This is a genomic window from Muricoccus harenae (genome assembly GCF_009848505.1).
Classification (GTDB): Bacteria; Pseudomonadota; Alphaproteobacteria; order Acetobacterales; family Acetobacteraceae; genus Roseomonas; species Roseomonas harenae.
This window is the reverse complement of the sequence record NZ_WWDL01000010.1, coordinates 49,036-66,625: the sequence shown is the minus strand read 5'-3', so window position 1 is coordinate 66,625 and position 17,590 is coordinate 49,036. Positions and strand designations below refer to the sequence as shown.

Annotated in this window: 19 protein-coding genes and 1 pseudogene; 12 read left to right on the top strand and 8 right to left on the bottom strand. The window is 72.5% G+C overall.

The window, feature by feature from the left end; genetic code table 11:
- Positions 1-14: 14 nt before the first annotated feature.
- The 5 genes and pseudogenes from GSE44_RS26200 to GSE44_RS09475 all read right to left on the bottom strand — a co-directional run bounded on the left by GSE44_RS26200 (position 15) and on the right by GSE44_RS09475 (position 4,467).
- The gene (locus GSE44_RS26200; RefSeq protein ID WP_268893636.1) at positions 15-146 is read right to left on the bottom strand and encodes a hypothetical protein; all 132 of its coding nucleotides are present in this window, start codon (positions 144-146) and stop codon (positions 15-17) included.
- Positions 147-200: 54 nt separating this feature from the next.
- Complete coding sequence (locus GSE44_RS09485; RefSeq protein ID WP_159348554.1) at positions 201-911, bottom strand: cysteine hydrolase family protein; 711 nt, start codon at positions 909-911, stop codon at positions 201-203.
- A gap of 243 nt (positions 912-1,154) precedes the next feature.
- Complete coding sequence (locus tag GSE44_RS26405; RefSeq protein ID WP_328799065.1) at positions 1,155-2,945, bottom strand: sulfite reductase flavoprotein subunit alpha; 1,791 nt, start codon at positions 2,943-2,945, stop codon at positions 1,155-1,157.
- A 62-nt stretch (positions 2,946-3,007) separates the two neighbouring features.
- Positions 3,008-3,808, bottom strand: a pseudogene (locus tag GSE44_RS26400) (PepSY-associated TM helix domain-containing protein); the annotation flags it as partial.
- A 251-nt stretch (positions 3,809-4,059) separates the two neighbouring features.
- Positions 4,060-4,467 carry a hypothetical protein gene (locus GSE44_RS09475; RefSeq protein ID WP_159348553.1) on the bottom strand — a complete coding sequence of 136 codons (408 nt, stop codon included), beginning with the start codon at positions 4,465-4,467 and terminating at the stop codon, positions 4,060-4,062.
- 137 nt (positions 4,468-4,604) lie between these two features.
- Here GSE44_RS09475 and GSE44_RS09470 point away from each other — a divergent pair, with 137 nt between their 5' ends.
- The 3 genes from GSE44_RS09470 to GSE44_RS09460 all read left to right on the top strand — a co-directional run bounded on the left by GSE44_RS09470 (position 4,605) and on the right by GSE44_RS09460 (position 6,479).
- Positions 4,605-5,408, top strand: coding sequence for an EcsC family protein (locus tag GSE44_RS09470; RefSeq protein ID WP_159348552.1), 804 nt, complete (start codon positions 4,605-4,607; stop codon positions 5,406-5,408).
- 85 nt (positions 5,409-5,493) lie between these two features.
- Entirely contained in the window at positions 5,494-6,168 is a 675-nt protein-coding gene (locus GSE44_RS09465) for an AzlC family ABC transporter permease (protein ID WP_159348551.1), read from the top strand.
- A complete protein-coding gene (locus tag GSE44_RS09460; RefSeq protein ID WP_159348550.1) occupies positions 6,168-6,479 on the top strand; it encodes a hypothetical protein in 312 nt (103 codons plus the stop codon). Before GSE44_RS09465 ends, GSE44_RS09460 begins: the two co-directional genes overlap by 1 nt.
- Positions 6,480-6,605: 126 nt before the next feature.
- On the opposite strand, the gene GSE44_RS09455 is transcribed toward GSE44_RS09460, so the two are convergent.
- A complete protein-coding gene (locus GSE44_RS09455) occupies positions 6,606-7,460 on the bottom strand; it encodes an AraC family transcriptional regulator (protein WP_235924678.1) in 855 nt (284 codons plus the stop codon).
- 54 nt (positions 7,461-7,514) lie between these two features.
- Here GSE44_RS09455 and GSE44_RS09450 point away from each other — a divergent pair, with 54 nt between their 5' ends.
- Positions 7,515-8,759, top strand: coding sequence for an MFS transporter (locus GSE44_RS09450; protein ID WP_159348549.1), 1,245 nt, complete (start codon positions 7,515-7,517; stop codon positions 8,757-8,759).
- Between the two features lie 111 nt (positions 8,760-8,870).
- Positions 8,871-10,685: an ATP-binding protein gene (locus GSE44_RS09445; RefSeq protein ID WP_159348548.1), complete on the top strand. Its 1,815-nt coding sequence runs from the start codon at positions 8,871-8,873 to the stop codon at positions 10,683-10,685.
- 25 nt (positions 10,686-10,710) lie between these two features.
- Here GSE44_RS09445 and GSE44_RS09440 read toward each other — a convergent pair whose 3' ends face one another.
- On the bottom strand, positions 10,711-10,920 hold the full coding sequence (locus GSE44_RS09440) for a hypothetical protein (RefSeq protein WP_235924677.1): 210 nt from the start codon (positions 10,918-10,920) through the stop codon (positions 10,711-10,713).
- 11 nt (positions 10,921-10,931) lie between these two features.
- Between GSE44_RS09440 and GSE44_RS26195 the strand changes: the two genes are divergently transcribed.
- The 7 genes from GSE44_RS26195 (at position 10,932) to GSE44_RS09420 (ending at position 17,020) form a co-directional block, all read left to right on the top strand.
- Positions 10,932-11,063 (top strand): hypothetical protein, encoded by a 132-nt coding sequence (locus tag GSE44_RS26195; RefSeq protein WP_268893635.1) that lies wholly within the window; start codon positions 10,932-10,934, stop codon positions 11,061-11,063.
- An 82-nt stretch (positions 11,064-11,145) separates the two neighbouring features.
- Complete coding sequence (locus tag GSE44_RS25640; protein ID WP_235924676.1) at positions 11,146-11,490, top strand: glycosyltransferase; 345 nt, start codon at positions 11,146-11,148, stop codon at positions 11,488-11,490.
- A gap of 77 nt (positions 11,491-11,567) precedes the next feature.
- A complete protein-coding gene (locus tag GSE44_RS25635; RefSeq protein WP_408015099.1) occupies positions 11,568-12,326 on the top strand; it encodes a glycosyltransferase family 4 protein in 759 nt (252 codons plus the stop codon).
- A gap of 150 nt (positions 12,327-12,476) precedes the next feature.
- A complete protein-coding gene (locus GSE44_RS25630) occupies positions 12,477-12,713 on the top strand; it encodes a UDP-N-acetyl glucosamine 2-epimerase (protein WP_235924674.1) in 237 nt (78 codons plus the stop codon).
- Entirely contained in the window at positions 12,710-13,714 is a 1,005-nt protein-coding gene (locus GSE44_RS25625) for a UDP-N-acetylglucosamine 2-epimerase (protein WP_235924673.1), read from the top strand. The genes GSE44_RS25630 and GSE44_RS25625 overlap by 4 nt, the downstream gene beginning before the upstream one ends.
- A gap of 10 nt (positions 13,715-13,724) precedes the next feature.
- A complete protein-coding gene (locus GSE44_RS09425) occupies positions 13,725-15,647 on the top strand; it encodes a polysaccharide biosynthesis protein (RefSeq protein WP_159348547.1) in 1,923 nt (640 codons plus the stop codon).
- Complete coding sequence (locus GSE44_RS09420; protein WP_235924672.1) at positions 15,644-17,020, top strand: nucleotide sugar dehydrogenase; 1,377 nt, start codon at positions 15,644-15,646, stop codon at positions 17,018-17,020. The genes GSE44_RS09425 and GSE44_RS09420 overlap by 4 nt, the downstream gene beginning before the upstream one ends.
- A 15-nt stretch (positions 17,021-17,035) precedes the next feature.
- Here the strand turns inward: GSE44_RS09420 and GSE44_RS09415 are convergent, their stop codons facing one another.
- Positions 17,036-17,560 (bottom strand): MaoC family dehydratase, encoded by a 525-nt coding sequence (locus GSE44_RS09415; protein WP_235924671.1) that lies wholly within the window; start codon positions 17,558-17,560, stop codon positions 17,036-17,038.
- Positions 17,561-17,590 lie beyond the last annotated feature (30 nt).

Below are 17,590 nucleotides of genomic sequence, written 5' to 3'. Positions count from 1 at the left end.
CCGTGCAGGTTCGCTCACTTGCGGCACCAGCCGGCGGCGAAGGCACCATTGTGGATCGCCTCGCGCAAGCTTGGCCAGCGCGCCTTCCCCGCCCCCAGTGCCCAAAGCGTGTCCCGGTCCTGCATGCTGGCGGGAACAAGCGCCATACCCGGTGCCGGTGGTCTCTCCCACCCGGCAGGGCGCGCTCGGCCAGGCCGGCGCTACGATGCCAGCGCCTCGACGAAACGGCCGGAGTCCGACACCCAGCCAAAGAGCAGCTGGATGTTGAGCAGCGATGCCTCGTGATTGCTCCGTGGCAGGCCCGCCCCGATGGGCTCCCCGGTACAGTCCTCCAGCACCACGCAGTGGTAGCCGCGGAACATGGCGTCCCGGACCGTGGACTCCACGCACACGCTGGTCGTGCAGCCCGTCACCACGATGTGGCGCACGTCCCGGGCGCGAAGGATGGAGTCGAGGTTGGTTTCGAAGAAGCCGCTGTAGCGGTGCTTAGGGACCACGAGGTCGCCCTTCGCCGGGGCGAGGCGCGGCAGGATCGCAGTGTTCCAGGTGCCCTCGACGAGGACGCGCCCGGGGCGCCCGTCCGGCGCAGGGGTCTCGGACCCGAGCGCCAGAGGGGCGTGCTTGATGCGGTTCGGTGAGTTCGGGGCGCCGGCGTCGGACAGGTCGGGGCGGAACTGCATGACGAGGTAGACGACCGGCAGGCCAGCCGCGCGCGCCGCCTCCAACACCCGGGCGGTCGGTTCGACGGCGCGCTGGATGGGCGCGATGTCGATGCCGGCGCGGTCGAACATGCCCCCGCGGGCGCCGAAGTCGTTTTGCATATCCACGACCAGAACGGCGGCTCGGCCGGCCTCGAGCCGCACCGGCTCCGGCCTGGCGTCGAGGGTGATGAGGCGGTTTCCCGACGGCATGTGCGTGCCCTCCCGCTCTGCGCCGGAGCCCCGGCGCTACGCGGGCATGCTAGCGCCTCAGGGCATGGGCGGGGAGCAGCTCATTGGACCGCTGGGCTTCTTTGCCAAAGATTATGTGCCCCCAGCGCTTCGATTTGGCCCCGCGTTCAAACAAAACCCAGGCGCAAACCAACGAAAGAGCGGCGCGGCGAAAGCCACGCCGCCCTTTTCCATGGTCTGCCGCGCGACGACTGGCGCCCCGCCTCAATATACGTCGCGCCGGTACCGCCCCTCCGCCCGCAGCGCCTCGAGCGCGGTGGTTCCGAGGATATCGGTCAGGGCCGACTCCACACCGGGCGCCATGCCATCCAGGCTGCCACAGACATAGATGGCGGCTCCAGCGGCCACCCACTCCCGCAGCGTCCCGGCCGCCTCGCGCAGCCGCTGCTGCACATAGACCCGCTCCGCCTGGTCCCGCGAAAAGGCGAGGTCCACCCGCTCAAGCAGCCCTGCCGCCTGCCAGGCCGTGACCTCCGCCCCATGGTGGAAGTCACGGTCGCGGTTCCGTTCGCCGAAGACCAGCCAGTTCCGCCCATGGCCCAGCGCCGCCCGCCGCCGCAGATGCGCCCGCAGCCCGGCCATGCCGGTCCCGTTGCCCACCAGGATCATTGGCCGGTCATCGGGCGGCCCGTGAAATGCGCCGTTGCTCCGCACGCGCAGCGCCACCGGCTCGCCCTCGGCCAGATGCGTCGTCAGCCAGCCGGAGCCGAGCCCCAGCCCGCCATCGGCCATCCGCACCTGCCGAACCAGCAGGTGGATGCGCCCATCATCCGGGATGGAGGCAATGGAATAGTCCCGCGGCGGCAGCTGCCGCAGCCCCGACACCAAAGCGTCCAGACCCATGGCGGCCACCCTCTCCGGCGGCGGCAGCACGCTGCGTGCCAGCGTCTCGGGCAGGCTCTCGCCCGGCGCGCCCTCCAGCTGGTCGGCACGGTCGAGCCCGGCCGCTTCCAGCCAGGCCGCCACGGCCGCCGCACGATGGCGCGGCTGCAGCTCCGCAATATCCCCTGCCTCCCAGCTGGGGGCAGGTTGGCCCGGTGGGCCCGCCCGCTCCAACTCCAGGTGGAAGGCCGGCCCGCCCTCGCTGCCCGGATTCAGCAGCACGCGCCGCGCCAGCCGCCAGTTGCCGAAGGCCGGGCTTTCCAGCGCGGCCGGATCCGCCACGCCGCCCAGCGCCTCCAGCCCGCGCCGCCACGCATTCAGCGCCGCGTCATCGGCCCGATCGGCCTCCACCGCCTGAAAGAGCGGCGTCGCCCCCTGGCCGCGCAGCCAATCCTCCAGCTCGCGCCCGAAGCCGCAATATTGCGGGTAATGCCGGTCGCCGAGCGACAGCAACCCGTATTCCAGCCTGTCCAGCACGGCCGGCACGCTCATCACCTTGCGAGCGAAGCGCCGCGCCGCATCCGGCGGCTCCCCCTCCCCGAAGGTGCTGACCACGAACAGCGCCTGCCGCGCCGCGCCGACCCGCGCCGCATCCAGGCTCGCCAGCGGCTCCACCCGCACCGGCCGCGCGGTGCCGCGCAGCGCCTCGGCGCTCTGCCAGGCCAGGCGCTCCGCCGTGCCGCCCTGGCTGGCATAGGCGATGAGCAGCGCATCCACCGCATCCTGGCCGCCCGACGCGCGCCGCGCCAGCCGTCGCGCCGCGCTCTTCTCCCGCTGCCGCGCGATGTAGAGCAGCAGCCCGGTGATTCCGAAAAGCGGCATGACCAGGCTTGCCACCATCATCAGCACGGTGACGGCGGTCCCGAAGAAGCGCCCGCTATGCAGCGCCAGCATGCTGCCCATCAACTGCTGCCCGAGCGGCAGCGCGTCATAGCGCCGGTGCTCCACCACCTCGCCGGCGGCGTTGATGGCGATGCTGTTGCGCGCATCCTCATGCGCCGGCCCCGCATCGACATAGGTGATCCGCAGCGGCTGCCCCGGCCCGGGAAGCCGCAGCGAGGCGGTGCCGAAATCCGGTCGCTCGCGTAGGAAGGCCTGCCAAGCAAGGTCCAGGTCCAGCGGCGCCGGCCGCGAGCCACCCGCGCGTTCTCCGGCGCCCCGCGCGCCACCGCCCTGGCGAGCCCCGCTAGCCTCGGCGCCCCTGGCGCCCGGCCCCCCCCCGCCATCGACGCCGGCCGCGGCGCCCCTGAAATCGCGTAGAGCGCCGAGCGGTACCAGTCGAAGGACCAGTACAGCCCCGTCAGCCCCGCCAGCAGGTAGAGCGGCAGCACCCAGGTGCCGATCACCGAATGCAGCCGCCAGAACAGGCTGCGCCCGCGCAACCGCAGGTCCAGATGGAACCAGTTCCGCCAGCGAAGCGGCCGCCGCGGCCAGCGCAGGTACAGCCCGCTTAACGACAGCACGACAAGCGCGATGGTCGAAACGCCGACCACGATCCGCCCCTCCGCCCCGGCCATCAGCCAGCGATGCAGCTCCCGCGTCGTCCGGAAGAATCCTTCCCCCTGGGGCGTGCCGAGCAACGCGCCGGTCCAGGGATCGACATGGTGCATCTCGCCTCGCCGAGGCCGCCCGCCAGCCTGTGGCGCAGTCTGTGGCGCACCCTGGGACGTACCCTGGGGCGCAACCCGCGGCGCCAGCATCGCGCGCGCCGGCCGCTCTGGCGCGGCGGCGATGTTCAGGGACGCCACGCGCCCCCCAGTCGCCGACTCGATTCGCCGGACCAGCTCGGCCGGTACAAGCGGCGCCTCCGGCCGGGGCTGGACGGTCAGCACCCCAGGGTTCAGCGCGCGCAGGATCTCATCCTGGAAAGACAGCATCCCGCCGGTGAAGCCCACCACCATCAACACCATCCCGGCGGTGATGCCGAGGAACCAGTGGATCTGGAACCAGACGGATTTCCAGGCCGGAAGCCGCATCGCGTCCAAGCTGCGCACCGCGGAGCTGCGCGCCGCGGGGCCGCGCGTCACGGGGCCGCGCCGGCTGTGGCAGCCCGGCTATGCCACGGAGGGCAACCGGGATGACGGTGGAGGGAAGAGCTGGCGGCCACGAAGATCATCCGGCTGGACCGGGAACAGAATGATTCTTCCCCGCCCTTTCCCGCTAATGCGAATCGTATTCAATAACAAGCCCGCGATCACGCCCCCGCGTCATGCTCCGTGTGGCCCCTTCAGCCGTTCAGATGTGCGTTGAATTTCGCAATCCAGAGGTTTGGCAACGCGGTCCCGGGCCCGGAGCGCATGCGCACTGTCCAGATTGGCTCCGCCACATCACCCGTCTCGATGATGAAGTTCCAGCCCACTCGCTTGTCGGCCGAGTTGTAGACCGGCTCCGCCCGCCATTTCCGGATGATCGAATAGGGAAGCATCCGCGTTGCGCGGCCGGAGGCGATGCCCAGCATCTCATCCGTGCCGCAGAACAGGATGGTGGTGTCCCGCCCTTCCAGCCGGTCGTCGAAGGCCGGGCATTCCGCCACCAGCGCCTCAACCGCCTTGCGCCGCCCGGCCCATGCCACCCAGATCCGCCAGCTGATCGCACCCAGCACGGCCAGCGCGCCCATCACCGCCAGCGTCAGCACCGCCCGGATTCCCTTCACCAATCGCGGGGCGGGATAGGACTATCGGATTGCCGGATCAACGACCCCCGGCTCCCCATCCCCCGGCAGCAGCCTGGCACCCGATGCAACCCGGCCCCCCGCACGCCATTTCATCCGCCATGAGCACGACCCTGCCTGCCCTGCTGACCCTGCCCGAGGACGCCCAGACCGAGTTGGCCAAGGCGGTGGCCACGCTCGAGGGCCCCTCCTTCGCCGCCCGCCTCGCCGCCATCGCCGGTACGCCGGTCGAGGCCCTCAAGGGCCGCCTGCCCGAACGCATCCGTGACCAGCTCGACAGCGCTGTCCGCCGCGCCCTGGAAAAGGCCTGGCACACCGCCGTCGGCTCAGAACCCCGCCGCACTCCCTTCGGCATGGATGTCGCCTGGTTCCATCGTGGCGTCGCCATGGCCAGCGGCGCGGCCGGCGGGGCGCTAGGCCTGATCGGCACGCTGGCGGAGCTGCCCCTCTCCACAACCATCCTCCTCCGCCAGATCGCCGCAGAGGCCGCCGCCGCGGGCGAGGACCCGAAGGTGCCCGGCACCGCCGCCGAATGCCTGGCCGTCTTCGCTATTGGCAGCCCCTCCACCGCCGAGGACGACGTCGCCGAGACCGGCTACTTCGCGGCCCGCATCGCCCTCGCGCAGATGCTGCCCAACGCCGCCACCAGCCTCGTCTCCGGCCTGGTGCCCGGCTTCCTCGGCGCCATCGCGGCACGCTTCACCGGCACGGTCGGCCTCAAGCTCTCCGCCCAGGCAGTGCCCATCATCGGCGCCGCCGCCGGCGCCGCCATTAACCTCGCCTTCCTCGAGCACTTCCGCGGCGTGGCCAACGCCCATTTCACCGTCCGCCGGCTCGAGCGCACCTATGGCGCCGACCGAGTCCGTGCCGCCTACGACGCCCTGCGGGACGGCAGCACCGCCTGAACCACCACGTTCCCGGGGCACAGCCCCGGGCGGAAGCCGGTCCCCTGGGTCGCCCCATCCGCCGGGCCATGGCACTCTCCGCGCCATGCACCCCGCCACCCGCCTGGGCGCCACCGAGGCCTTCGGCGCGCACACCATCGCCATGGCCGCGACCTTCATCGCCTTCGGAGTCGCGGCCCGCGAGGCCGGCTTCAGCCTCGGCTGGAGCCTCACCTCATCGGCCGCCATCTACGGCATGGCCGGCCAGATGGTCCTGCTCGGCGCCCAGCCCGGCGCCGGCACCGCGGCGGTCGCGGGCGCCATCATGGCCAATGCCCGCTTCATGCCCATGGCCGCCGCCCTCGCCCCGCTCGTCCGCGGCCCGCTCGCCCCCTATTGCGTGCCCTTCGTTGCCATCACCCCCTGGGCCGCCGCCATGCGCAACCTGCCCGGCATGCCGCAGCCCGACCGTGCCCGCTGGTTCCTTGGCTTCGCCCTGACGGTCTGGACCATCGGCCTGCTCACCACCGCCATCGGCTATGCCGTCGCCGGCACCCTCTCCGCCCCGGTGCTGCGGCTGCTGCTCATGGTGAACGTGCTCTACTTCGCCCTGATGATCGCGGCCGGCCTGTCCCGCGGCGGGCCCTGGCGCGCCTCGCTCGGCGGCGCAGCCGCCGTCCCCCTCGCCCTGCTGCTGCCCGCCGGCATCCCCCCCGCCTGGGGCCTGCTCGGCGCCGCCCTCATCGGCGGCACCGCCGCCTTCCTGCTGCGCCGCCGCTGATGGACCATGGCTGGGCCTCTCTCCTCGCGGCCGCCCTGGCCATGCTGCTGCTGCGCGCCACCGGCCTCGCCCTCGCTTGGCGCCTGCCGCCCTCCCACCCGGCCATCGCCTGGGCCGCCGCGGTCAGCGAGGCCGCCCTCTCCGCCTGGGTCGTCCTCGCCCTGATCTCGCCGGGAACTTGGCCGATCGCCGCCCGGCTGGCCGGTGCGGCAGTCGGCGTCGGCGCGTTCATGCTCATGGGACGGCGCCTGCTGCCTGGGCTGGCGGTAGGGTTGGCTGCTCTTTGGACTGCGGACCTGCTCCTGCGCTGAACAGGGGGCTTCGCCCCCTACCCCACCGGGGGCCGAGCGCGGCCCCCGGACCCCGCGATCGTTTGGAAGCGCGCCTGAGGTCTTGGACCTCAGGCGACCGACAGGTCCTCCTGCGCCCAGAGGATCCTACGCAGGGTCAGGGGTGGCCGCCGCCACCCCGGCGGAGGTCCAGGAGGCAGCGCCTCCTGGGGCCACCCGCGCCGCCCCCGCCGGCGTCACCCCGAATGCCCCCCGGAACGCCGCCCCAAAGGCCGGCGCCGACGCATATCCCACCGCCGCCCCCGCCCGCGCCGGCGGCACCCCCTGGGCCAGCAGCGCCGCCGCCTCCGCCAGCCGCAGCGCCTGCCGCCATGCCCCGAAGGAAAGTCCCGTCTCCGCCCGGAACAGCCGCGACAGGCTGCGCGGCGAGGCCCCGATCCGCGCCGCCCATTCCTCCAGCGAAAGCGGGCAGGCCGGGTCCGCCCGCAGCGCCGCCGCCAGCTTCACCAGCCGCGGCTCCCGCGGTTCCGGCACCCCGAAGGGTAGGGAGGGCGCCCGGCGGATTTCCTCGAGCATCAGGGCCGCAAGATGCCCGCCGCGCCCGTGCTCATCCCATTCCAGCGGTTCCTCGCAAGCCGCCAGGATCAGTTCCCGCAGCAGCGCCGAGGTACCCAGCACTGTCACCCAGGCAGGCCCCGCCCGTGCCGCATCCTCCCGCAGGAACAGCGCCCGCATTCCCACCTGCCCGACGATCGAGACCTCATGCGGCTCCCCCGCCGGCACCCATAGCGCCCAACCCGCCGGCACCACGAAGCTCGCCGCATCGGTCGCGATCCGCATCACCCCGCGCAACGCATAGAGAAGCTGCGCCCGGGCATGGCTGTGCCGCCCGGTCGCTTCCCCATCGGCATAGTCCCGCATGAAGGCCGCCAGCGGCCGGTCCACCGCGTCCTGCGGCAACGGAAGGCGCGAAGCGGGGGCTTGGCTGGATTTCGACAGCATCTGGCCGGACGTCTCCTCCCGGCCAAGCTAATCTGGAAAGCAGGGAGAACGCCAATGCCGTCCGACGCCGCCACCCGGCAGATCTGGTTCATCAACGCCGCCCATGTGGTCTGCCACTATGTGCTGCTCATCCTCGCCACCGCCGTGCTCGCCATGGTGGCGACGGATGCGGCGAATTTCGGCACCGAATACGGGCCCGTCCTCGCTCTCGGCACCGGCATGTTCGTGCTTTACGGCGTCGGCTCCCTGCCCATGGGCTGGCTGGCCGAGAAGATCGGCCGCCGCGCGCTGATGGCGGCCTTCTTCCTCGGCGTCGGCGGCTCGCTGGTCCTGGCGGGGCTGGTTTCCGGCCCCTGGGGCCTCGCGGCCGTCCTGGCCCTCGCCGGGCTGTTCAACGCCATCTACCACCCAATCGGCACGGCCATGCTGGTGGAGGCCGCCGGCGACCGCGTCGGACGCGCCATGGGCAATAACGGCGTCTTCGGCAATCTCGGCGTCGCCTTCGCCCCGGTGCTGACCGCCGTGCTGGTGGCCCAGGGCAACTGGCGCTGGGCCTTCATCGCGCCGGGCCTGATCGCCCTCGCCATCGGCGTGCTGTGGCTTCGCGAACCGCATTACGACGCCCGCCAGCACGCGAAGAACGCCCGCCCCTTCCCCGAGATCCCGCGCCCGGTCGTGCGCCAGGCGGTGATCTCCCTGCTGCTGATGGCGGTCTCGGCGGGCTTCGTCTTCAACGCCTTCACCCTACTGATCCCGAAGCTGATGCAGGAGCGCATGGCGGACAGCCCGGGGCTGCTGCCCCTGGTCGGCGTCCTCGCCTTCACCGCCACCCTGTTCGGCGGCCTCACCCAGTTCACCGTCGGCCGCATGATCGACCGCACCACCCTCAAGCGCGTCTTCCTGCCGCTCGCGGCCGCCCTCGTTCCCGCCCTCCTCGCCCTTTCCTTCCTCGATGGCTGGATCGTGCTGCCGGTCGCCGGCCTCGCCGCCGCCGCCATCTTCGGCCAGGTCACGGTGAATGAGACGATGACGGCGCGCTATGTCGCGCCCGAACTCCGCGTGAAGCTCTATTCGATCCGCTTCTTCCTCGGCTTCATCGGTGCCGCCGCGGCCTCCCCGGCCGTCGGCGCCCTGCATGACGCCTTCGGCAACCTCGATGTCGCGATGATCGTGCTTGCGGTCTTTGGCGCCGTCACCCTCTGCTGCGCCCTGCTCTTCCCCGACCGGCCGGAGGAGCTGCGGCCGGAACTGTGGAACGCCGCCCCGCGCGGGGCCTCTCCCGCCGTTCCCGCGGAGTGAGGCAGGGGCGCAACAACCACCACACGTTGCGCAGCCAGCGCGATCACAAACGCTTGGTTGTCTCCGGCGCCCCTCGTATTTAGCGGCGACAGCCGCGAGGGGGACCGGAGCTTGCTGCACGCGCCGACCGCCTTCGTTCTCAGCTTCGCCCTCACCACCACCTGTGGCGCCATCCTCCTCATCCTCTGGGTCCAGGATCGCCGCCACAGGGCGATCGCCATGTGGGGCTGCGGCCATCTGGCCGGCACCCTGAGCCTGCCGCTGCTCGCGATGCGGGCATCGCTCCCAGGCCTCGTCTCTATTCAGCTTGCCAATGCGATCCTGGGGATCGGCTACGGTCTCATCTGGGCAGGCGCGCGCCATTTCAACGGCCGGCGCGCGCCGCCCGCCATTGTCGGCGCTGGGGCGGGCGCCTGGCTGATCGCGTGCCAGATCCCTGACTTCTATGCCGATATCGGCGCACGGGTGCTGCTGATGGGCCTGGTCGCCGCCTTCTACAACGTCGCGGCGGCGCTCGAATTCCATCAGGGCAGGAGGGATGCCCCGCTTCGCTCACAGCGACTCATCATCGGCGTGCTGCTCGCCAATGCGGCGTGCTACCTGCTGCGCATCCCCTTCCTCATCTTCCAGCCGATCCAGGCGCCACTCAGCGGCTTTCCCGCCACCCTCTGGTTCGACCTGCTAGTCATCCTCGGCACCGCCCTCGCCGGCTCCACCGCCCTCGTCCTCGTCGCCCTGGTGCGGGAGCGCGAGGAGAAGGAGGCCCATGCCGCCCTCAGCGCCGCCCGCGACGCCGCGGATCGCGCCAATGCCGGCAAGTCCCGCTTCCTCGCCCATACCAGCCACGAGCTGCGCACGCCGCTGAACGGCGTGCTCGGCCTTGCCCAGGCCCTCGCGCGCGACCCCGCCCTGGCCGGCGAGCAGCGCGAGCGCGCGGTGATGCTCGAGCGCGCGGGGCGCCACCTGAACGCCCTGCTGAACGACGTGCTGGACCTCTCCAGCATGGAGGCCGGACGGCTGGAGCTGGTCCCGGTCCCCACCCGGCTGTCCCCGCTGTTCGAGGAAGTCACGGGCATTGCCCGCGCCGCCGCCGAGGCCAAGGGCGTGACCCTGCGCCTGGAGATGGCGCCGGACCTTCCCGCGGCCGTCCTCTGCGATCCCCTGCGCGTTTGCCAGATCCTGCACAACCTGCTGGGCAATGCGGTGAAGTTCACGCCGCCCGGCGGCGACGTCACCCTCGCCGTCCGCCGCCGCCCCGCCGCCGGCCTGATCCTGACCGTGACCGATGATGGCCCAGGCGTGCCCGAGGACGTCCGCTCCCGCCTCTTCGAGGACTACACCCGCGCGACGCGGGAGGCCGCCAAGGGCGACGGCACCGGCCTCGGCCTCGCCATCTCCTCCGGCCTCGCCCAGACGATGGGCGGCTCCATTACCTTCGGCACGCCGGCCGGCGGCAAGGGCAGCGTCTTCGAGGCTTGGCTGCCCCTGCCCGATGTCGAGGCCCCGGACGCGCCCGCCGCCGCCGAGCCCGAGCCCCGCTGCGCCACGTGCCTGCAGGTGTTGGTGGTGGACGACGTGGCGGTGAATCGCCTCGTCCTGCGCGTCATCCTGGAAGGCGCCGGCCATAAGGTGACCGAGGCCGAGGACGGCTCCGCTGCCCTCGCCCGCCTCACCGCCGGGAACCTGCCGGATGTGGTGCTGATGGACGTGCTGATGCCCGGCATGGACGGGCTGGAAACCACCCGCCGCATCCGCGCCCTGGCCGGCCCGGCCTCGCGCGTCCGCATCCTGGCCGTGAGCGCCGGCGCCATGCCGGAGCAAGTGGCCGCCTGCCGGGAGGCGGGGATGGACGGGCACATGAACAAGCCAGTGGACCGCCGGGAGCTGCTCGCCATCCTGGCGGAGCGGAGCCGCCAGGCCGCCTGATGCGCAGGCGGCCCCTCCCGGGCCCCTACTTCGCCTGCCGCGCGATCACCGCCAGCGCCGCCGAGCTGATCGAAAGCTGCCCCAGCACCGAGGTCAGGTTCCGGATGAACCCCCAGGTCTCATAGGGTGAGGGGTCCTGCGGCACGACCACGAGGCTCCCCGGCGGGATTGGCGGCCCGCCCGCCTGCCAGCTTCTCAGCCCGGCCGGCACGCTCTGCCCGTTGGGCAGCACCACGAAGGCGCGGGATGCATTGGCGAAGCGGCGGCGGCGTCGCGGCCGGGCTGTTCGAACGTGGCCTCTGTCTTCCCTCCGGCGCCATGGTCCCCGGCGAGCAGGCCCGGGTGGTCGAGGTGATCCGGCGTCTCGCCCGCGCCTGAAGGCCCGAAACCGCTGCGCCTTCTCTACCTCCACCAGCATTACTCCGGCCCGGGCGGCGCCACCACCACCCGAGCCCATGCCATGGCCCGCGCCCTGGCCGCGCGCGGCCATGACGTCACCCTCGCCTGCGGCCGCTACAAGGGCGCCGAGACCGGGCTGGAAGCCCCCTTCCGCGCCGGAAGGCGCGAAGGCCGCACCGCCGGCTTCCGCCTGGTCGAATTCGACATCCCCTGTTCCAACGCCCAGGGCCTCGCCGCCCGTAGCGCCGCCTTCCTTGGCTACGCCGCCCGCGCCACCGGCCTAGCCGTGGCGGGCCGCTCTGACCTGCTGCTCGCTTCTTCCACCCCGCTAACCGTCGCCATCCCCGCCCTGGCCGCCCGCCGGCTGCGTGGCCTGCCCTTCGTCTTCGAGATCCGCGATCCCTGACCCGAGTTGCCCCGCGCCCTCTCCGAGGCCCTTTCGCGGTCGGGCGGCGCCGGCATTCCCGCCCCCTCTTCACCGCCATGGACCGCCTGGCTACCGCCGCCTGTCGCAAGGCCAGTGCCGTGATCGGCCTGACGGAGGGCATGGCCGAAACCGCCCTCGCGCGCGGCGCCGATCCCGCCCGCACCCATGTCGTCCCCAATGGCTGCGACCTCGACCTCTTTGGTCCCCAGATTGCCCCCTGGCGCCCACCCGAGGCCGCCGCCTGGGAAGTCCTGGCCGTCTATGCCGGCGCGCATGGCCGCGCGAATGGCCTCGACGCCGCCCTCGATGCCGCCTCCCTGCTGCAGGCGCGGGGCGAACGCCGCCTGCGCCTGGTTCTGGTCGGAGAGGGCGGCGAACGTCGCCGGCTGATGGAGGAATCCGCCCGCCGCGGCCTCCACAACCTCACCTTTCTCGATCCCCTGCCCAAGCCCCGCCTGGCCGGGCTGCTGGCCGCATCCGGCATCGGCCTGCACCTCCTGGCCCCTATCCCAGCCTTCGCGGAATGGACCGCGCCCAACAAGCTGATGGACTACCTCGCCGCCGGCCTGCCCGTCGTCACCAACACCCCCGGCCGCGCCGCGCGGCTGGTGGAAGCGGATGACGATGGCCCCGCCTGCGGCCTCGCCGCGCCCCCCGGCGACGCGCCGGCCCTGGCCGACGCGCTGGCGGCGCTCACTGCGAATCCCGCCCGGCGGGCCGCGATGGGCGCCGCCTCACGGGCGCGGGCCGTCCGCCAATGGGACCGCCGCCTGCACGCCGCCCGCTTCTGCGAAATCCTGGAGGCGGCAGCGTGAGGGAGAAAGCCAGGCCGGGGAGAAGGAATTCTCCCCAAACCCCTCATCTTTTTCTCCGGACTTCCAGGTGCGCCAGCTCCACCCGCGCCAGCAAGACAGACAGAAATAGAAGGGGGTCCGGGGGGATACTTCCCCCCGGCCTTTCGCTGAATGCTCCCCGAGCTCCACCTGATCGCCGCCGCCCGCCCCAACCTCCCGAAGCTGGCCGCCCTCCTCCACGCCCTGGCCGAAGTTCCGCCCTTCTGCACCCCGGTCCTTATCCACACCGGCCAGCACCACGACGCCGCCATGTTCGGCGCCCATCTCGCCGATCTCGGCCTTCCCCGCCCGACATTGCCCTCGGCATTTCCGGCGGCGGCCATGCCGCCCTCACTGGCCGCACCATGATGGCCTGCGCCGAACTCTGGTCCGCCCGCCGCCCAGCTCTGGTGGTTGTGGCTGGCGATGTGGACGGCACGCTCGCCGCCACCCTGGCCACCCGGAAGCTGGCCATCCCCGTCGCCCATCTCGAAGCCGGCCTCCGCTGCGGCGACCTCGACATGCCCGAGGAGATCAACCGCCGCGCCGTGGACGCCGTCAGCACCCTGCTCTGGCCGCCCGACGAAGCCACCGCCGCCCGCCTGCTCGCCGAAGGCCATGTGCCCGAAGCCGCGCCGCCACAGCCCATCCCGCAAGCCGCCCGGCCCATTCGCCGGGAACCCGCGCCCCCGGCCCCACCGGTTGCGACAGCGGCGGCCGCGTTCCCCCTCCTGGCACCGGCACCCACCACGCCGTCCGCCGGTGATGCACAACCGGCCCCCCCCCCCCGCCTCCTGCTGGAAGCCGCGCCAGCCGGTCCGCAGGACATCCCGGCCTCCCTCGCCGCCCTCCTCGCCCGGGATGCGCCGGAAGCGGCACTGGCCCCTTCGGCCGCTCTCGGCTCCATGGTGCAGGCGCTCCGCGACAGCGCACCCCGCCGTGGGCCGGGTCCCGCGCCGTCCCCGGAGCGGAGCTTCCCCCTCATCGCCTCCCTGCGCGAGGCGATCGACAAACCGCCGGCGCCCGAGCCAGCGCCATCCGCCACCCCCGGCCCGGCCATCGCCCGCCCCATGGTCCCGGCAACCCAGCAGGACGACAGGCCCAGGCTGCTGCAGGAGGCAGGGCTGTCCGGCAACCAGACCGTCCCCGCCTCCGTCGCCGCCCTCCTTGCCCGCCCCCCCGAGGCCCCCGCTCCCACGACCGCCGCTGCGGCGCCGATCACCTCCGACGTGCCACTGGTGGAGGCTGCCCTGCGCGCCGCCGATCCACCGGCCGCGCCGGGGCCCGCCGGCTCTTGGCGCCTCCTCGAAGCCGGGGAAGCCCAGCCGCCATTGCCGAAGGTAGTGGCCGTCGCGCCCCAAAGCGGCTAGGCGCCTCTCCATGGCGCCGCAACGTATCCTCCTCAACCTCACGCTGGACCTGTCGCTCGCCGCGCTCGCGCTGCCCGCCGCCCTCTGGATGGCGAATCCCGGCACCTGGCCGCCGACGGGCTGGTGGGTCGCCGGGCTGGCCGGCGCGCTGCTCGCCTTCCTCGCCGCTGCCCTGCCGCTGCGCCTGCCGCAGCAATACTGGCGCTATGCGGACATGCCGGACCTCCTGCCGGTCGCGGGCGCCGCGCTCGGTGGGGCCGCCCTGTTCTGGGCCGGGCTTCTCGCTGCCGGCGGCTGGCGCCCCGCGAACCTGGCCTTCCCCCTGCTGCATGCCGGCGTGACCGCCACGCTGCTGGGCGGCGCACGGCTGTTTGGGCGCCTGCGCTCGGCCCATCGCGCTGGCCCGCCCTCCGACGTGCCGGCCCAGCCCGTGCTGCTGGCCGGCGGCGGCGATTCCGTCGATCTCTTCATCCGCGCCCTCATGGCCCAGCGCGCCCCCGGCTACCGCGTGGACGGCATCCTCGCCCCCCGCACCCGCCAGCGCGGGCGCCGCATCCTCGGCGTACCCATTCTGGGCGCGGTGGAGGAAGCGGGCCCCGTGCTCGACATGCTGCGTGCCGAAAGTCGCCTGCCCGCGCTGCTCGTCCTCGCCGATCCCGCCCTGGCCGGGGATGCGCTGGAATCCCTGCTGGACGCCGCCGACCGCCATGGCGTGCCCGTCCGCAGGGCCCCGCGCCCTACCACGCTCGATCCCGCCACCGCCCGTGCGCCCTCCAGCCGCAAGATCGACCTGCGCCCCGTCTCCATCGAGGACCTGCTGGACCGTCCGCAGGTTCCGCTGGACCGCGAAGGCATGGCGCGGCTGATCCAGGGCCGCCGCGTCCTCGTCACCGGTGCCGGCGGCACCATCGGCGGGGAGCTGGCGCGGCAGGTCGCCGCCCTCGGCCCCTCCAACCTCACCCTGCTCGACCATGGCGAGTTCGCCCTCTACGGCATCGACCTCGAGCTCTCCGAGCGCCATCCCAACGTTCCCCGCCGCGCCGTGCTGGCCGATGTGCGGGACGAGCCGCGCCTCCGCCGGCTGATGGAGGAGATCAAGCCCGAGCTGGTCTTCCACGCCGCGGCGCTGAAGCACGTGCCGATGGTCGAGAACGATCCGCTGGAGGGCCTGCTCACCAACGCCCTCGGCACCCGCCTCATCGCCGACACCGCGCGCGCCAATGGCTGCCGCGCCATGGTCTTCATCTCCACCGACAAGGCGGTGAACCCGACCAGCGTGATGGGCGCCTCCAAGCGCCTCGCCGAGATGTACTGCCAGGCGCTCGATGTCGCAGCCCGCCAGTCCGGCGGCATGCGCTGCGTCACGGTGCGCTTCGGCAACGTGCTCGGCTCCACAGGCTCTGTCGTGCCGCTCTTCACCCGCCAGCTCGAGCGCGGCGGGCCGCTTACCGTCACGCATCCGGATATGCGCCGGTACTTCATGACCGTGCGCGAAGCCGTCGGCCTCGTACTCCAGGCCAGCGTCATCGGTGCCGAGGACCGGGACGACCAGCCGCCCGAGCTGCGCGACGGCGGCATCTTCGTGCTCGACATGGGCAAGCCCGTGAAGATCGTGGACCTCGCCCGCCGCATGATCCGCCTCGCGGGCCTCCGCCCGGAGGAGGATGTGGAGATCCGCTTCACCGGCCTCCGCCCCGGCGAAAAGCTCTATGAGGAGCTGTTCCACGGCCAGGAGCCGCCGCGCCCCACCGGCTTCGCCGGCCTGCTCGTCGCCACCCCGCGCACCTCGGACGCCGCCCTCGTCGGCCGTGCGATCGATGAGATCGCGGGCGCCGCCCGCGGCGGCCAGGCGCGCCTCGCGCTCAACGGCCTCGCCCGCATGGTGCCCGAGTTCGAGCACGCGCCGAATACGCCGGCGGCAGACCGCGCGTGACCGCCGCCTCCCGCCCCGTCATCCGCGGCAGCACGGCAATGGAGAGCACGAGCCGCACCGCCACCTGCCTCGACGCGCTGCTCACCCGCCTCGCCGCGCGCGAGGCGCGGATCGGCGTCATCGGGCTTGGCTATGCCGGCCTGCCCCTTGCGCTGCGCTTCGCCGAGATCGGCTTCCCCGTCGAAGGCTTCGACATCGACCCTGCGAAGGTTGAGGCCGTCAATGCCGGCCGCAGCCCCGTCCATGGCATCCCCGATGCCCGCATCGCCGCCAGCGGAATGCGCGCCCATGCCAGCGCCGAGGCCGCGGCGCGGTGCGACGCGCTGGTCATCTGCGTCCCCACCCCGATCGGCCCGCATAAGGAGCCCGATCTCTCCGCCGTGCGGGACACACTGGCCGCCCTCGCCCCGCATCTGCGCCCCGGCCAGGCCATCGCCCTCGAAAGCACCACCTATCCCGGCACGACGGAGGAGCTCGTTCTCCCCATCCTCGCCCGGGCCGGGCGGCGCATTGGCGAGGATGCCTTCGCCATCTACTCCCCGGAGCGCGAGGATCCCGGCAACCCCGAGGGCACCGTCGCCCGTATCCCCAAGCTCGTCGCCGGCGCGACCCCCGCCTGCCTCGCCGTCGCCCAGGCCCTTTACGCCCCTGTCGCTGGCAGCATCGTCCCGGTCTCCTCTCTCGCCGTCGCCGAACTCGCCAAGTGCTATGAGAACGTCTTCCGCGCCGTGAACATCGGTCTGGTGAATGAGCTGAAGCGCATCGCCCATGCCATGCATATCGACGTGCATGAGGTGATCGATGCCGCCGCCACCAAGCCCTTCGGCTTCATGCCCTTCCGCCCCGGCCCCGGCCTCGGCGGCCACTGCATCCCGGTCGATCCCTATTATCTCGCCTGGAAGGCCCGCGAGCTGAACGTGCCGAGCGACTTCGTCGAGCTCGCCGGTCGCGTGAACGACGCCATGCCCGATTATGTCGTCGCCCGCCTGCGCAACGCGCTGGACGATCGCGGCATCGCCCTCAGTCGCGCGCGCATCCTCATTCTCGGCCTCGCCTACAAGCCGGGCGTGCCCGACACGCGCGAAAGCCCGGGCGTGGAGATCTTCCGCCTGCTCGAGGAACGCGGTGCGCAGCTCAGCTACCACGACCCCCTCGTTCCCCGCTTCCCTGCCACCCGCCGCCTCGCCGGCACCTCGCCCGACCTGGCGAGCGTGCCCCTCACCGCCGCCACCCTCGCGGCGCAGGATGCGGTGATCCTCGTCACACCGCAGCCCGGCATGGACCTGGCGCTGGTGCGCCGCGTTGCGCCGCTCGTGGTCGATACCCGCGGGGCCCTGCGGGGCGACGGGCCGGGGACGGTCGTGATGGCCTGACCCCGCACGGGGTCGTCAGCCTGCCGCCGGGCGCCGCCGGATGAGGTAGCGGTGGCGGCCATCCAGCACGAGCACGCCTGACTGGTTGTGCACCGTGCTGCGCAGCCCCACCACGCCGGTGCTGCGATTGGGCGAAAGCTCATCCACCTCCAGCGCCGGATAAAGCGTGTCCCCGGCGAAGACCGGATGCAGGAAGCGGCTCGACTGCTCAAGGAAGGCCCGGAGGGACTCCTCGACGAGATGCGGAAAAATGCCCGCCCCCGCCACGGTCTGGATGGCGACCTGGTAGCCATGCGCCAGCATGTCCGGCATGCCGTGGCGCCGGCAGTACTCGCGGTCGTAATGCACCGGATGGTTGTCGCCGCTCGCCGCCTGGAAGGCGAGGAAGACCGCATCGGTCATGGTTCGGCTGGGCAGCGGGAAGCGCTCGCCCAGGCGGAAATCCTCGAACCAGCGCTGCTCCGCCATCATGCGATGCGCCGCAGGGTCGAAGGCGGGATCGGCGGGCGCCGCAGCGGGCGTGATGGGCTTTGTCGACAACGCGGGCCGCTCCTCGCTTTTTCGGTAGCC